Raw genomic sequence first — 14,941 nt, 5'->3', positions numbered from 1 at the left:
CGGAACGGAAAGAGATAAACTGGACACGAACGAGGTTCGTCCTATCAAAATGACTGCTGGTAATGGTGATTATTCGTTTTCGAACCAATCTCATCTCAGTCCTCAGCTCTCTCCAGAGAAGCAAGAGCTTCCAGGACGGCGTCAGGGGATACGTAGAACCCGGTGGCACGGGCGCCAGACCAATTCAGTCGAACCAAAGTGCCATCGCCCTTGAGGCCAGGTAGCCAGCTCGACCTCCATTGCTGTAGCGGCAGCGAAACTACGTCGAAGTCGCGGTAGTCATGAACCGAAGCCAAAGCTAGTCGCTCCATGGCGGGCCACCAGATTTTTCTCCAATGTCTAGACTGTCGAATCCAGCCCTGCTAGCCTGCCGCAATGGTCTCGGGTGTACAGGAAACCGGAGGCGCTTCTGCGCCCTGAGCACAAGGAGAAGACCGATGTCGATGCGTCGCTTACTGCTGCCCACAATGCTCGCGCTGATTGCGACCGCGACCGTCAGCGGACCGGCCAATGCCGCTGCGCCCGATCAGGTTCTGGGGAAGGGCACCCACCGCGTCCAAAATGGGGATCAATTCACAGACGTTACTGTCGACGTGAACGCGACAGACCCTACACCCGGAGCCGGAACTGATGCGAGGGGGAAGCTGACGTTTACTGTCGAACAAAGCGTCGGTCCCGATGCGACATATAAGGCCGATCCGTTCTGCGTCAATGCGGAAGGTGACCTTGGCACCGTGGTCGGCATGGTGACTGAAGGTACACCCGCTTCCATTGGTCAGGTTCTCGTCGTGCGGATTATCGACAATGGAAAGGGCAAGGACGCTCCGCCGGACGCGTTCAGCTTCGTATTCTCTAACCTGACTCCGGAGGCGGCGGTCGCTGCAGGTTTCTGCCAACCGGTTCCCGGCGTAGGGCCGGTCACCGGCGATTTCGAGGTGCGGGACAGGACTTGAAGTCTGCGCGTCGCTGGGGCCCTGCGATGTGCCCCCGCCTCCCACGCTTTGGGTTAACGCGAAATTCCGCCCCCACCCTCGAGAAGAGAACGGGGGCGGAATAGTCGCATTTAGGGCACTTCACGTCGAAACTAGATCTGTGTGCGGGTGCTGGACCGCCGCCCCAGGTACGCCTTGAGAACGTCGCGCCACACGTCATGCCCCGGATGCAGTTTACTCGTGGCTGAGATCAGGCAACCTCCTAGAGCGCCTGCATGCCGCCCTGCCTTGCATTGGATGCAAGAATCATGCAATTAATGCAGAATGTGCGCAAAGCCGCGGATCAAAGGGCCATTCCAGCTCGATGCACTCCAGCTTTTGAGGGCCGCATGGTGGATTTTAAGACTTTTGAGGGCCGCATGGTGGATTTTAAGAGTAGCCCAGGCCGACCATTCGCTCGGCGATTACGCAGGTCACGGGGTTTTCCTGCTTCAAGTGACGCGATACAGGGTGACAATGGGCGCAGGAGGAGTGATCGTGCATCGGATGTAATAATCACTGTTCAGCTTTACATAAGATCCCTTATCGGTGCTTCGGTCCAGGCCCTTACGGGGCGAGAGAACCATACATCTGACGCTGCTCGCGCCGACGAGCGGGGGTACGCAACAGCGGCTTAGCGACGTGTCAGGCGGGGGCTGAGTGATCGGGCTTGTAGTATCGGCCCATGACGGAGCCGCAGATATATGTCAGTTTTCCCGGGACGGCACGTGAGGCTCTCACCTTCTATGCCGAAGTCTTTGGCGGCGAGCTGTCCCTGCATTCGTACGAGGACTTTGGCCGCAACGACGGCCCTGCCGACGCCATTGCGCACGGGGTTCTCCATGGAGTTGTGGCCCTGTCCGGCTCAGATGCGGCAGAGGGTGAAAGAAGCCTCCGATTTGAAGGCATCATGCTCTCGTTGCTGGGTACAGCGGACCCCGCAGTACTTCACGAGTGGTTCGACAAACTCTCCGACGGCGGCACAATAGTGGACCCGCTGGCCCCCAAACCATGGGGCGCAAGCGACGGGCAAGTCATAGACCGCCACGGCCTCCACTGGCTAATAGGCTACGAACCCCAGCCATAGCCCCGGCTCCCACCTCAATCCGATGGGTACTCCCAGACCCAGCCTCCGCCGCCGTACGGATCGAAGGCGACTTCACCGGTCGGTGTGGTCACATCAAGGATGACCTGGCCGTTCCACTCTTCATCTTTGCCGAAGTAATCGGGCAAAGGCGCTGAGTCGGCAAGGCAGTCGTTCTGGACGGAGGACTCCACGGTGTCCATCGGGGTGCCGTCGGAGGCATAGCCCTTCCAGTAGTACGGGCGGAAACTGATCTTCCCTAGCTGGCCCTTCGCTTGCGGCGGTCCTGAAAACGTTGGGGAAGTAGCGATTTCAAGTGAAACCGCGATGAAAGTGCCGTTTGGCGGAGTTGCATGGGGTGCATCACATTCGACTGGTTCGATGGACGTCACCTCGAAGGTCAGGGTAGAAGGGGCGTCATATCCGTTGGTATACAGTGTGACCGCTTCGCCGATCTTCGTGACCAGCTGTCCGCGGCCGTTCTCGGTGCTGGCAGGGGCCGGGGCAGCTGCTGCGCGAGGCGCCGATGCGGGTGCAACGGAGACTGTGGGCGTTGCTTGGGGCTGCGGGCCGGAGCACCCGGTGAGCAGTAAAGTCATGAGGAAAGTTCCGGCGACAATCCGAGAAATACTCATTTTTCCCACCAGATCTAAAAGGTAGATGAGGTGTCGTAATAATAGCCGCGAAAAGGGCGGCGGGGCCATGGGCTCGCAAGCCGGACGACCCTCCTAGGTAACCCACCACCCGCCGTCGTAGTACACGGACACACAGCGCAATGTGTCAGGCCCCGGCCGTAATCTGTTGAGATGCCTCGTTTTGCGCTTGATATTGAGTCCGTCCCCCGCCCGTTCCGTTCACAGGAGCTGCTGGATGCGGTGAACCACCGGGTCGTCATTGCCGATGGGGCGATGGGCACCATGCTGCAGGGGCGGGAGCTGTCGCTCGAGGCCGACTTCCTGGGGCTGGAAGGCTGCAACGAGATCCTCAACGCCACGCGGCCGGATGTCCTCGCGGACATTCATGACGCGTACTTCGCCGTGGGCATCGATGCGGTCGAAACCAACACCTTCGGGGCGAACTGGTCCAACCTCTCCGACTACGGCATCGACGACCGCATCGAAGAGCTCGCCCGGAAGGGTGCGGAGATCGCCAGGGGCCGCGCCGAAGCGGCAGAAAAAACAGACGGGCGGATGCGGTGGGTCCTGGGCTCGATGGGGCCGGGCACCAAGCTCCCCAGCCTCGGCCACACCACCTACGACTACCTCAAGCAGACCTTCGCCCTGCAGGCCGAGGGCCTCATCGACGGGGGAGCGGACGCCTTCCTCATCGAAACCAGCCAGGACCTCCTGCAGACCAAAGCGGCGGTCAACGGCTGCAAGCAGGCCATCGTGGCCCGCGGAGTCCGGCTCCCGATCTTCGTCGAGGTGACCGTCGAAACCACCGGAACCATGCTGATGGGCTCCGAGATCGGCGCGGCGCTCACCGCCCTCGAGCCGCTCGGCGTCGACGCCATCGGCCTGAACTGTGCCACCGGGCCGGATGAGATGAGCGAGCACCTGCGCCACCTCTCCAAGCAGTCCACCGTGGCCATCGCCTGCATGCCCAACGCCGGCCTGCCCGTCCTTGGTCCCAACGGCGCACACTACCCGCTCTCACCCACCGAACTCGCCACCGCGCACGAGCAGTTCGTGCGCGAATTCGGCCTGGGTCTCGTCGGCGGATGTTGCGGTACGACGCCGGAACACATGGCCGCCGTCGTCGAGCGTCTTGCGCCCTTCCGCGCCAGCGTCGCCGTCACCAGCGGTGGGAGGGGCGCCGACGGCGAACGCCTTCCCACCGAGCGTGAACCCGGCATCGCTTCCCTCTACCATCACGTCAATTTCGACCAGGAATCCGCGTACCTCGCCATTGGCGAGCGCACCAATGCGAACGGTTCGAAGGCGTTCCGCCAGGCGATGCTGGAAGAGCGCTGGGACGATTGTGTCGACATCGCCCGCGAGCAGGTCCGCGGCGGCGCGCACCTGCTCGATGTCTGCATTGACTACGTGGGGCGCGACGGCGTGGCCGACATCAAGGAGGTCGTCTCGCGTTTCGCCTCGGCCTCCACACTCCCGCTCGTCATCGACTCCACCGAACCGCCCGTCCTGCAGGCCGGGCTCGAACACATCGGCGGACGCCCGGTGGTCAACTCCGTCAACTACGAGGACGGCGACGGCCCGGACAGCCGCTTCGCGCGCATCATGCCGCTCGTGAAGGAACACGGCACCGCCGTGATCGCCCTGACCATCGACGAACACGGCCAGGCACGCACCACCGAGGGCAAGGTGGCCATCGCCTCCCGCCTCGTCGACGCCCTCGTGGGCGAATGGGGGATGCGCGTCGAGGACATCATCGTCGACTGCCTGACCTTCCCCATCGCCACCGGCCAGGAAGAAACCCGCCGGGACGGCATCGAAACCATTGAGGCCATCCGCCAGATCACCACGAAGTACCCCGGCATCCAGACCACCCTTGGCGTCTCCAACGTCTCCTTTGGCCTGAACCCCGCAGCGCGCATCGCCCTCAACTCGGTGTTCCTGCACGAGGCCGTACAGGCGGGCCTGACCAGCGGCATCATCGACGCCGCCAAGATCGTGCCGCTCGCTTCATTGCCGGAAGAACAGCGCAAGGTGGCTTTGGACCTCGTCTGGGACCGCCGCGAATACGACGCCGACGGCAACATTACCTACGACCCCCTGAACACCATGCTGGACATGTTCGCCGGCGTCGACACCGCAGCGCTGAAGGACCAGCGCGCCGCGGAACTTGCGGCGCTGCCCACCGGCGCGCGCCTGGAGCGGCGCATTATCGACGGCGAAGGAAAGGGCCTCGAAGAGGACCTGGACCTGGCTCGCAGCGAGGGCATGACCCCGCTCGGCATCATCAACGACTACCTCCTCGAGGGCATGAAGGTTGTGGGCGAACGCTTCGGCGCCGGCGAGATGCAGTTGCCCTTCGTGCTGCAGTCCGCCGAGGTGATGAAGACCGCGGTCGCTCTGCTCGAACCGCACATGGAGAAGTCGGATGCCTCGGGCAAGGGCACCATGGTGATCGCGACCGTGCGCGGCGATGTGCACGACATCGGCAAGAACCTGGTGGACATCATCCTCACCAACAACGGCTACAAGGTGATCAACCTCGGCATCAAGCAGCCGATCGCCGACATCATCGCCGCAGCCGAGGAGCACAACGCCGACGTGATCGGCATGTCCGGCCTGCTCGTGAAGTCCACGGTGGTGATGAAGGAGAACCTTGCCGAGCTGCAGTCACGTGGCTACGCGAAGCGGTGGCCGATCATCCTCGGCGGCGCGGCCCTGACTCGCGCCTACGTGGAGCAGGACCTGGCGGGGCAGTTCGGCGGCGAGGTCCGCTACGCGAAGGACGCCTTCGAGGGCCTGTCGCTCATGGAGCCGCTGGTGCAGGTGGCCCGCGGCGCCGACCCCGCAGAGGTGGGCCTGCCCGCGCTGAAGAAGCGGATTCATAAAGGAGGCCCGAAATTCAAGGTGACCGAGCCGGAGGCAATGCCCGGCCGTTCCGACGTCGCGTCCGACAATCGCGTGCCTTCGCCGCCGTTCTGGGGCACGCGCATCGTGCGCGGCGTGGCGCTCCACGACTTCGCGGCTTTCCTCGATGAACGCGCCACCTTCATGGGGCAGTGGGGGCTCAAGCCCGGCCGCGGCGATGACGGCGCCTCCTATGAGGAACTCGTGGAACGCGAAGGCCGGCCGCGCCTGCGGTACTGGATGGACCGCATCCTCGGCGAGGGAATGCTCGATGCGTCCGTCGCGTACGGCTACTTCCCGGTGGTCTCCGAGGGGGAACAGGTGGTGGTGCTGCACCACGGGGAGGATCGCGACGGCGTCCTCGGCACCGCGGGCCTGCTCGCCCCGGATGGGGGATCAGGCGGTCCGCTCGGCACCGAGCGGCTGCGTTTCGACTTCCCGCGCCAGCGCCGCGACCGGCACCTGTGCCTCGCCGACTTTGTGCGCTCGCGCGAATCGGGGCAGATCGACGTGCTCCCCGTGCAGCTGGTAACCGCCGGCGGCAATGTCGATGAGGTGACTGCCAAGCTCTTCGCCGGCGACCACTACCGCGACTACTACGAGCTCAACGGTTTGGTCATGCAGCTCACCGAGGCGCTCGCGGAGTTCTGGCATGCACGCATCCGCTCGGAGCTGGGTTTCGCAGCCGAAGAGCCCAAGGACAAGGCAGGCCTGTTCAAGCTCGACTACCGCGGTGCGCGGTTCTCGCTCGGATACCCCGCGTGCCCGGACATGGAGGACCGCCGCAAGGTGGTGGAACTGCTGCATCCGGAGCGGATGGGCGTGGTCCTGAGCGATGAGCTGATGCTGCACCCCGAACAGTCCACCGACGCGTTCGTGTTCCACCACCCGGAGGCGAAGTACTTCAAGGTGTGAGTTGAAGCCGGTCCCTGGCCTGAGCGGATTGAGCCTGCGCAGCTTGCCTGTCCACGCTGGAGACCGGCTTCACCCGCCGGAGTGCGGCGAGAATGGCCCGCCCCACCACAGCGATTCCGACGATCGTGGTGATGCCACGCAGGGTGTCCCAGCCCGCCGTTGAGGTCACGAGCGAGTAGAGCAGGAAGCTGCTGAGGTTGGTGCCAAGCGGCGCGCCGGGCACGTAGGAGATTCCGGTGCCGGCGCCCACCGCGAAGGGCCAGAACCACAGGTTGGTCAGCAGGCCGAACACGTAAGACGCCAGGACGCCGTAGCCGCACAGCATCCACAGCTCGGCTTTGCCCCGCACACGCCGGGGGAGCAGGCCGGCCCCCGCGCCCACCCACGCACAGGCGAAGATCTGGAACGGCGTCCACGGCCCGATTCCACCCCACAAGGCGCTTGAGAGCGCGATGGTGGCGGCGCCGAGGAGCATGCCAAACCGGGCACCGAAGGCCCGGCCGGCCAGGATCAGCAGGATAAAGACTGCCTCCACGCCTCCGACGCCGGTGCTCGCCACCCGTATCGCCGAGCCTACGGCGGCCAGGACGCCGAGCAACGCCACCGTGTGCGCGGAGCGGACCGAACCGTCCATGGACACGACGACGGCGACGGCGGCGAGCGGCGCAATGGCCAGCGCTGCGTAGGGCAGAGCCGCGGCGGCATCCTCCGGGAAGGCCGCGGCGAGCAGCGGCCAGCAGAACGCTGCGAGGGCCAGGAGGTTTGCGGCCGCAAGAACTGCGAACTCGACGCCCCGCGGCATCCGGATGCGGCGCTTTCTTTCCGCGCTCTGGGAATCTGTTTGTTCGATGACCCGTGGCCTCGGTCCGGCACCCGCTGGCCGGGGAAACGGGAGGGGCGGTTCCGGCGCGTCGGCCGGCGAGGAAGAGGGCGCGACGCCGTCACGCATCGGGAGGATGCGGGCGCCGAGGCCGTGGGCAAAGTCGAGGTCGTGCGTGGCGATCAGGACCGCCGCGCCGCCGTCCGCTGCGGCCCGCAGCGCCGCCGCGACTGCCGTGCGCGCATCGGGATCGAGCCCGCGGGTGGGCTCGTCGATCAGAAGGACCTGGGGATCGTCCATGGTCTGCAGCGCGATGGCCAGGATCCTGCGCTCTCCCGCAGAGAGGTCCCGGGGATGCTCATGTCCGATGGGAATCCGGACGTCTCCCCGCAAACGGGCCAAGCGTGACGCCGCAGTCATCGGGGGAACCTGGTCACTACCCGGGCGCGGCCGGTCTGGGTGAAGCCGGTTTGTGTGACGCCCGGCGCCAGCCTGGCGCGCAGCGCGGGCCTGGCGACGCTCCGCGGCGCGGAGCTCTGCAGCGACGGTATCCCTGGTGAAGAGGTCGTCCGAGGCGTCCGGCACGAGGGCGACGCGGCCGCCGTCGAACGTGCCGCCGTCGACCGTTCTTATACCGCCCGTGCCTCCACCAACCGTGCCTTCACCGAGCGCGAGCGCCACCAGGAGGGACGACTTCCCGGCCCCGTTCGGCCCCACGAGGGCCACCACTTCACCGCGGTGCAGGGTCAGGGATGCGTCGCGCACCAGCGGCGTGCCTTTGCGGTGCACCGCGAGATTCGTCGCTGTCAGGACGGGCGCATGCTCCGCTGGCGGTGCCGGCGTTGGGTGCGCAACCGTCGGGGAAGCGGACGGCGCGGGACCCGGCACCAGGGCGCCGTCGTCGATGGTCCACCATGAGTCGGCAACCGGTACGAGCGGCTGCGCCCGGTGTTCCGCCACGATGACGCAGACACCGTCGCGCGCGAGTGCGTCAAGCACGGCGATGACGTGTCCCCGTGCTGCGGTGTCAAGGTCTGCCAGTGGCTCATCAACCAGGAGCAGGGCCGGATGCTCCACCACCGCAGCCGCGATGGCGACGAGCGTTGCCTCACCCGCCGAGAGGGTGCTGACATCCCGGTTCAGCAGTGCCGACACTCCGATATGCTCTGCGACCGCCAGCACCCGGGCCTTGGCGGCCCCGGATGCCATGCCGCGGAGCTCCAGTGCCAGGGCGATCTCGTCCCGGACCCGGGTAGAGGCGAATGCGGCGCGGGGATTCTGCAGGACGACGCCGACGAGGCGGGCGGTATCGCGCGGCGGCGTGGCGGCACGGTCGGTTCCGGCGACTTGCACCGTGCCGGAAATTTCTCCACCGTCAACGTGTGAGAGGAGGCCCGCGATACCTCGCAGGATGGTGGACTTGCCGGACCCCGTCGCTCCGGTAATGACGGTAATTGACCCGCTCGACGGCGAGAACTCCGCGACGCGTACGGGCGAGTCGCCGATGCGGAAGTGTGCGTCCCGGACGAGAAGCGGTGCCTCGGTACCGCGGTTGGGTTGATGGGCTGCCCGGCTCCCGAAGCCGCGCAGCTCCAGGGCCGCGGCAACACGGCCCGCGTGCTCAAGGGTGCGCTCGAGCACGGGAACAAGGGCGCGGGGTCCGAAGCGTTCGCCGCGCAACCGAAAAGCCAGGCGGACGGAGGCCACGGCGTCGGAAAGCGCCGGGAGCGCGGCCCAGGCCACCACAAGCGTCCGGGCCAAGCCCTGCAGGGGGCCGCCGCGGGCCAGGTGCACGAAGCCGCGGGCCACGTCCACCCAGGCGTTCAGCAGGCCGAGACCGAGGATCATCCCGGCAATCGGCAGGGCGGACAGGACGGCCGCCCACAGGCCAGGCGCCGTGACTGGACCGAGGAGGACTACGTGGGCGTACGGGGCAGGCAGCGGCACCGCCGGTATGTTGAGCAGAACCGGCCCACCAATGCCCGCCCCGTTGAAAAGGATGCGGTAGATGACCCGCGCCGCGATGAAGACGACGGCGAGAGCCGCCGCTGCGCGTAGCGGCGCGGGTCGAAAGGTCATGCCGCGGGTGCGGCCGGTGCGCCGTCGACCGTGTAAAGCAGCTCGAGGCTCTCTCCCGGGCTGACCTTCAGGGTAGCGAGGCCTTCCTGCGCGTATGCCCAGGCCCCGGAAGCCGGCTTAACCCAGAGGGACCAGTAGGCGAAGGCAGCGGGCATCTTCTTGCATTCTTCCCGGTAAGTGCCGCCCTTGTGGGCGATGTCCAGGTTTGCGGCCGGCACACCATTCACACGGCACACCAGTTCCTTGGGATATTCGGCGGTGCCCTCGGTTTTCACCTTTGCCTCGTCGAGCACCTTGGATGCGAGGGTCGGCGCGTCCACAGGCACGCAAACGGACGTATCAGCGGCAGCCTGCTTCAGGGCGCCCGAATCGACGATGACCTTCACACCGGCGCAGGGCCCGGAGGCGGCGCTGGATGAAGCCGTTGCCGGGGACGCCGGTGCAGAGCTAGTCGGCTGGGTGGCTGCCGGCGTGGAACAGGCAGCGAGGGTAAACAGGAGACCTGCGGCGGCGAGGGAGCTCGCGGCGGCGGTGCGGATCTTAGTCAAAGTCACCAGTCAAGGGTAGGACGTTGCTTCTCCGGATCCGGATGCCGTCGCGTTGTGTGACGCCAGGTCTCCGCATCGCGAAGTCTCCACTACGTGAAGTCCCTGCCGTTGGGGCCATCATACTTGTATAGATGTATACAAGTATGATGATGGGTGGAGGTCACCACATGTCAGATTCACCGTCCCGTAACACCGGGGCACACGTTGTCTACACGGAACTGAAACGGCAGATCCTTAGCCTTGAACTAAAGCCAGGGGCGCGCGTCTACGAGCCGGCAATGGCTGAGGCGCTGCGGGTAAGCCGCACGCCGCTGCGGGAGGCCATCAGGCGGCTCATTTCGGAGAGCCTGCTGGAACAGCAACCCACCGGGGGCGTGCTGGTACCGGTCCTGGACGAGGCGGTAATTTCCGAGCTGTACGAGGTGCGCGCGGCGATGGAATCGCTCATGGCGCGGCAGGCGTGCCTGAAGGCGACTGCGGCCGACATTGAAGCGCTCAAGGGCATTCTTGAGCGCAACGCCGCGATGGTGAAATTTGCCGATGATGCCATGAAACTAGGCATGTCACTGCATACAAAAATCGCCGAGATTGCGGGGAATTCGTGGGCCGGGCGGTTCCATGACCAGATCTCCAGCCAGATGGAGCGCTACCGGCACTTCACCAACAGCACGCAGGAACGGCGGGACCAGGCCCTGGCCCAGCACCGGATCCTGGTGGATGCGGTGGCGGCCGGAAACCCTGAAGAAGCCGCGAAGCTGGCCTTCGACCACGTCATCGGAGCCCGGGACGCGGCGCTGCGGGCCATCACGGGCACCAGCCTCGTCATCACATGATTGGTGAACTCGGACGCCGCTCGGCCGCAGCCCTCCTCACGCATTCCGCCCTGATCCAGGCCGTGACCTTCTTGGTCCGTCCGGCCGCAACCTACCGGGCGCTCGAGCTCGACGTTCCCGGTTTCGCACTGGGCCTCCTCGCCGCCAGCTACGCCGTCTTCCCTTTGTTGCTCGCCGTCCCCACGGGCGGGCTTGTCGACCGGCTGGGTGAGCGCCGGCTGATGGGGATCGGATCCGCCGTCGTTCTTGCATGCTCTGCCTTCCTGTTTCTGTGGGGATCGTCGATCGTGACCCTAGTCATCGGAACCGCTCTCCTCGGTGCCGGCCAACTGGCCTGCGTGGTGGGGCAGCAGGCGGTGGTGGCCAATAACGCTGCCTCATCCAGGATGGACTCTGCCTTCGGCTACCTGACATTCGCGGCATCGCTGGGGCAGGCCCTGGGACCGTTGGCGATTTCCTTGGTGGGAGGCGCCTCGGTCCGCCCCGACACCCAGGCGATCTTCCTGCTCTCCGCCTGCATGAGCCTGGTGCTTTTCGTGACCACTTTCGGAGTCTCGGCCAAAGTCAGTGGCAGCAAAAGGAAAGCAGTTGTTGGGGACAGTGATGGCGGCAAAGGCGGTGTTGTTTCGCTGCTGAAGACACCCGGCGTCGCACGGGCTTTGGCCACCAGTGCCACCGTCCTGGCCGTGGTGGACCTGACGATGGTCTACCTCCCCGCGCTCGGCGCCGAGCGCGGGCTCACGGCTGCAACGGTGGGCCTGATGCTCACCACCCGCGCGGTATTCTCCATGGTTTCCCGGCTCGGCCTAGGGCAGATGTCCCGGAAGCTGGGGCGCATGCGGTTGTTGGTGTTCAGCCTTGCGTTGTCCACAGCAGCACTTTGCGCGGCCGCACTTCCCATGCCGGTATGGCTGCTGTTTGTGGTCATGGCTGTACTGGGTTTGGGGCTGGGCATCGGCCAGCCCCTCACCATGTCCTGGCTTTCAGCACAGGCTCCGGCGGGGCAGCGAGGCAGGGCGCTGGCCCTGCGGCTGGCCGGCAACAGGGTAGGCCAGGTGGTGTTGCCCAGCGCCATCGGCGTGGTGGCGGCCGGGCTTGGCGCACAAGGAGTTTTCCTGGCGTCGGCAGTAGTGGTGGGCGGGACGCTCGTGCTACTCCGCGGTGTGCGCCTGGACGGTTAGCAAGACCTAAACGAGCGGCCACGGGTAGCGCATGCCGGTGCGGTCAACTGGCAGCACCCCATCGTGCAGCAGGCGTTTCACCCGGCGTCGCAGGGCGTTGACCTCTTCAACGTCGAGGAGATCAACGACGTCGGGAGGCACCGCCTCCGCGAGCGGGGCGATATCCTCGAGCAGGGCATCCGGGATGCGGTCACCGGCGAAATCCCAGATCACTGTGCGCAGTTTGAAGCTGGCCGAGAAACACAGCCCGTGGTCGATGCCCCACACCCGGCCGTCATCGCCGCGCAGCACGTGCCCGCTCTTACGGTCGGTGTTGTTGCTGACGTAGTCGAACAGGGCGATGCGCGCCAGCTCTCGATGAGTCTCCGGTGCATCGGTGAACAAGGTGAAGTAATGCTCCTGGAAGTCGCACTCGATGAACCACTGCAGCGAACCGACCCCCAGCGGCGCCTCCTCGCGGATCACCGTCGGCGGCACCAGACCCCACCCCAGCGACTCGCTCAGCAGGTAGGCTGCGCGTTCCCGCCGGTAGAGGCCGGGTTCGAAATCGGACAGCGGCGCTTCCCCGGCCTCGGGCTTGTAGACCGCGTACGCTGAGCTGTCCGCGTGGGACACCTGGACCAGGAACGTCTCGTTGCTGCTGCGCGGGATGCGCCCGATCAGTTCGACGCTGCCCTCGGTGAGCAGCGTCAGCTCCCGGCCGGACACCGTCTGCCCCGATTCACCGTCTGGCCCACGTCACGCCCTCAGCCCGCTCAGGGGTTCCGACGTCGAATTCACCATGAGCACGGCCGGCGCCTGACCTTGCACAAACGAGATGGCCGACACCGAGCCCGGGCTGATGACGATCCGCTGGAAGAGGTCCAGCGGCTGGCCCAGGGCGTGGGCGACGGCGGCCTTGATGGGATCGGCATGAGTGAAACACACCACGACGCCGCCGCCGTGGGCTCTGCACAGCGCCTCGAGCGTTCCGACAATCCGCGCCTGCATTTCCGTGAAGCTCTCGCCATTCGGGAAACGGAAGGTCGAGGGGCTGTGCTGGACGGTCTGCCACTCCGGCAAGGCGGCAACGTCCGCCAGGGCAGCCCCGGTCCAGTCGCCGAAATCGCATTCGAGCAGGCCGTCATCGTGCTTCACGTCCCGTCCTGTTCGGGCCGCCGTCGGCTCCGCCGTCTCGCAGGCGCGCTCCAGCGGCGAGGAATAGATCGCGTCGACCGGCAGATCCGCGAGGCGCTCCGCGACCCGTTCGGCCTGGGCGTGGCCGCCGTCGGACAGATGCAGCCCGGTTGCCCGACCCGGCAACACTTTGCCGGTGGTCGGCGTTTTCCCATGGCGCACCAAAAGGATCAGGGTGCCCGGCGCACCTGACGGCGGTCCGGAGGGTGGTGCCGGCGATTCCGGCGGCGCTGCTGCAGTCATCAGGATCTAAGCGTAGCGGCAGGGGCCCCGCCCGAGCTTGCGAGGGAAGGGGGTGCCGGATAGCGGTAAGGCGCACAGCCGCCAGTGGGCAGCAATCTCGGAAATCCCTCGATTCCCCGCCCTGTGGAGGTCTACCGTAGAGGAGTGAGTGATCGCCCCGATATCTTCACTGTTGGTGAACTGCGTGCCTCCGGCCACGTGCACAAGGACCTGCGCCGCGAAATCCGCGACAACCTGCTCGCCGCGCTCGCCGCCGGCCGCGATCCCTGGCCCGGAATGTACGGCTTCAGCCGGACCGTCCTGCCCCAGCTCGAGCGGGCACTGCTCGCCGGCCACGACGTCGTCCTGCTCGGCGAACGGGGGCAGGGCAAGACCCGGCTGCTGCGCACCTTGGCCGGTCTGCTGGACGAGTGGTCGCCGGTGATCGAGGACTCGGAACTCAACGAACACCCGTACGAACCCATCACGGAGCAATCCCGTGCCCACGTCCTCACCGAGGGGGACCGGCTGCGGGTGGCATGGCGCCACCGCTCCGAACGGTACGTGGAAAAGCTCGCGACGCCGGACACCTCCGTCGCCGACCTGATCGGCGACATCGACCCGATGCGGGTGGCCGAGGGCCGCCGGCTCGGCGACCCGGAAACCATCCACTACGGCCTGGTCCCGCGCTCCAACCGCGGAATCATCGCCATCAACGAGCTGCCGGACCTCGCCGAGCGCATCCAGGTTTCGATGCTCAACGTGATGGAGGAACGCGACATCCAGATCCGCGGCTACGTGCTGCGGCTGCCGCTCGACGTCCTCGTCGTCGCGTCCGCCAACCCGGAGGACTACACGAACCGCGGCCGGATCATCACGCCGCTGCGGGACCGCTTCGGCGCCGAGATCCGCACGCACTACCCGATAGAGCTCGACGACGAGGTGGCCGTCATCCAACAGGAGGGGCAGCTGGTGGCCGGCGTCCCGCCCTTCATCCTCGAGATCCTGGCCCGGTACACCCGGGCGCTGCGGCAGTCCCCGGCGATCAACCAGACCTCTGGGGTTTCCGCGCGGTTCGCCATTGCCGGTGCGGAAACCGTGGCCGCGGCAGCCCTGCGCCGTGCCAGTGTGCGCGGCGAGGACGAGGCCGTGGCCCGGATCATCGACCTGGAAGCCGCGGTGGAAGTCCTTGGCGGCAAGATTGAGTTCGAGTCCGGTGAGGAAGGGCGTGAACAAGAGATCCTCGACCATCTCCTGCGCATGGCCACCGCGGAAGCCGTGCGGGCGCACTTCCACGGCATCGACATGGGGGCACTGGTAGCCGCACTCGACGGCCACACCACGGTGACCACGGGGGAACTGGTCACCGCGCGGGAGTTCCTGCAGAACCTACCGTCCCTTAACGGCTCCGGCCTCTACGACGAAATCAGTGAGCGCCTGGGTGCGACGAGCGACGGGCAGCGAGCCGCCGCCGTCGAACTGGCATTGGAAGGCCTCTACCTCGCGCGGCGGATCACTAAGGAGTCCGATGACGAGGCGACGATTTACGGCTAAAGCTACGGCTAAGCAG

The 14,941-nt window shown here is 66.0% G+C and carries 12 protein-coding genes; 6 read left to right on the top strand and 6 right to left on the bottom strand.

From position 1 onward, the window contains the following. Window positions 1-95: 95 nt before the first annotated feature. Window positions 96-311 (bottom strand): DUF2750 domain-containing protein, encoded by a 216-nt coding sequence (locus CXQ90_RS23190; RefSeq protein ID WP_104137531.1) that lies wholly within the window; start codon window positions 309-311, stop codon window positions 96-98. Window positions 312-437: 126 nt separating this feature from the next. On the opposite strand from CXQ90_RS23190, the gene CXQ90_RS05265 reads away from it, so the two are divergent. Further along, on the top strand, window positions 438-953 hold the full coding sequence (locus CXQ90_RS05265) for a hypothetical protein (protein ID WP_104137529.1): 516 nt from the start codon (window positions 438-440) through the stop codon (window positions 951-953). Window positions 954-1,656: 703 nt separating this feature from the next. After that, window positions 1,657-2,058 (top strand): VOC family protein, encoded by a 402-nt coding sequence (locus CXQ90_RS05260; RefSeq protein WP_104137528.1) that lies wholly within the window; start codon window positions 1,657-1,659, stop codon window positions 2,056-2,058. A gap of 14 nt (window positions 2,059-2,072) precedes the next feature. Here CXQ90_RS05260 and CXQ90_RS05255 read toward each other — a convergent pair whose 3' ends face one another. Beyond that, entirely contained in the window at window positions 2,073-2,690 is a 618-nt protein-coding gene (locus CXQ90_RS05255) for a hypothetical protein (protein WP_219816634.1), read from the bottom strand. Between the two features lie 171 nt (window positions 2,691-2,861). Between CXQ90_RS05255 and metH the strand changes: the two genes are divergently transcribed. Beyond that, window positions 2,862-6,512, top strand: coding sequence for a methionine synthase (gene metH / locus CXQ90_RS05250; protein WP_104137525.1), 3,651 nt, complete (start codon window positions 2,862-2,864; stop codon window positions 6,510-6,512). Here the strand turns inward: metH and CXQ90_RS05245 are convergent. Both CXQ90_RS05245 and CXQ90_RS05240 read right to left on the bottom strand, forming a co-directional pair. Then, the gene (locus tag CXQ90_RS05245; RefSeq protein WP_104137523.1) at window positions 6,502-9,411 is read right to left on the bottom strand and encodes an ATP-binding cassette domain-containing protein; all 2,910 of its coding nucleotides are present in this window, start codon (window positions 9,409-9,411) and stop codon (window positions 6,502-6,504) included. The two genes, metH and CXQ90_RS05245, sit on opposite strands and share 11 nt — an antisense overlap. Next, window positions 9,408-9,965 (bottom strand): hypothetical protein, encoded by a 558-nt coding sequence (locus CXQ90_RS05240; protein ID WP_104137522.1) that lies wholly within the window; start codon window positions 9,963-9,965, stop codon window positions 9,408-9,410. The genes CXQ90_RS05245 and CXQ90_RS05240 overlap by 4 nt, the downstream gene beginning before the upstream one ends. 161 nt (window positions 9,966-10,126) lie before the next feature. On the opposite strand from CXQ90_RS05240, the gene CXQ90_RS05235 reads away from it, so the two are divergent. Then, the gene (locus tag CXQ90_RS05235; RefSeq protein WP_104137520.1) at window positions 10,127-10,792 is read left to right on the top strand and encodes a GntR family transcriptional regulator; all 666 of its coding nucleotides are present in this window, start codon (window positions 10,127-10,129) and stop codon (window positions 10,790-10,792) included. Continuing rightward, window positions 10,789-11,973: an MFS transporter gene (locus CXQ90_RS05230; RefSeq protein ID WP_104137519.1), complete on the top strand. Its 1,185-nt coding sequence runs from the start codon at window positions 10,789-10,791 to the stop codon at window positions 11,971-11,973. The genes CXQ90_RS05235 and CXQ90_RS05230 overlap by 4 nt, the downstream gene beginning before the upstream one ends. A gap of 6 nt (window positions 11,974-11,979) precedes the next feature. Here the strand turns inward: CXQ90_RS05230 and CXQ90_RS05225 are convergent, their stop codons facing one another. Together CXQ90_RS05225 and CXQ90_RS05220 are read right to left on the bottom strand one after the other, a co-directional pair. After that, a complete protein-coding gene (locus CXQ90_RS05225; RefSeq protein ID WP_104137517.1) occupies window positions 11,980-12,681 on the bottom strand; it encodes an SCO1664 family protein in 702 nt (233 codons plus the stop codon). A 30-nt stretch (window positions 12,682-12,711) separates the two neighbouring features. Further along, window positions 12,712-13,392, bottom strand: a complete 681-nt coding sequence (locus CXQ90_RS05220) for a histidine phosphatase family protein (RefSeq protein ID WP_104137516.1) — start codon at window positions 13,390-13,392, stop codon at window positions 12,712-12,714. 144 nt (window positions 13,393-13,536) lie between these two features. On the opposite strand from CXQ90_RS05220, the gene CXQ90_RS05215 reads away from it, so the two are divergent. Continuing rightward, entirely contained in the window at window positions 13,537-14,925 is a 1,389-nt protein-coding gene (locus tag CXQ90_RS05215) for a sigma 54-interacting transcriptional regulator (protein WP_104137514.1), read from the top strand. The last annotated feature ends 16 nt before the right edge of the window (window positions 14,926-14,941 follow it).

The organism is Arthrobacter sp. ZGTC131 (assembly GCF_002929275.1).
GTDB lineage: Bacteria > Actinomycetota > Actinomycetes > Actinomycetales > Micrococcaceae > Arthrobacter.
The sequence above is the reverse complement of the archived record's forward strand: the minus strand, read 5'-3'. Positions and strand labels throughout refer to the sequence as shown.

Excerpts from the sequence above, each read along its gene's own strand:
- CXQ90_RS23190 (WP_104137531.1), bottom strand. The coding sequence starts at position 311 with ATGGAGCGACTAGCTTTGGCTTCGGTTCATGACTACCGCGACTTCGAC.
- CXQ90_RS05265 (WP_104137529.1), top strand. The coding sequence starts at position 438 with ATGTCGATGCGTCGCTTACTGCTGCCCACAATGCTCGCGCTGATTGCG.
- CXQ90_RS05260 (WP_104137528.1), top strand. The coding sequence starts at position 1,657 with ATGACGGAGCCGCAGATATATGTCAGTTTTCCCGGGACGGCACGTGAG.
- CXQ90_RS05255 (WP_219816634.1), bottom strand. The coding sequence starts at position 2,690 with ATGAGTATTTCTCGGATTGTCGCCGGAACTTTCCTCATGACTTTACTG.
- metH (WP_104137525.1), top strand. The coding sequence starts at position 2,862 with ATGCCTCGTTTTGCGCTTGATATTGAGTCCGTCCCCCGCCCGTTCCGT.
- CXQ90_RS05245 (WP_104137523.1), bottom strand. The coding sequence starts at position 9,411 with ATGACCTTTCGACCCGCGCCGCTACGCGCAGCGGCGGCTCTCGCCGTC.
- CXQ90_RS05235 (WP_104137520.1), top strand. The coding sequence starts at position 10,127 with ATGTCAGATTCACCGTCCCGTAACACCGGGGCACACGTTGTCTACACG.
- CXQ90_RS05230 (WP_104137519.1), top strand. The coding sequence starts at position 10,789 with ATGATTGGTGAACTCGGACGCCGCTCGGCCGCAGCCCTCCTCACGCAT.
- CXQ90_RS05220 (WP_104137516.1), bottom strand. The coding sequence starts at position 13,392 with ATGACTGCAGCAGCGCCGCCGGAATCGCCGGCACCACCCTCCGGACCG.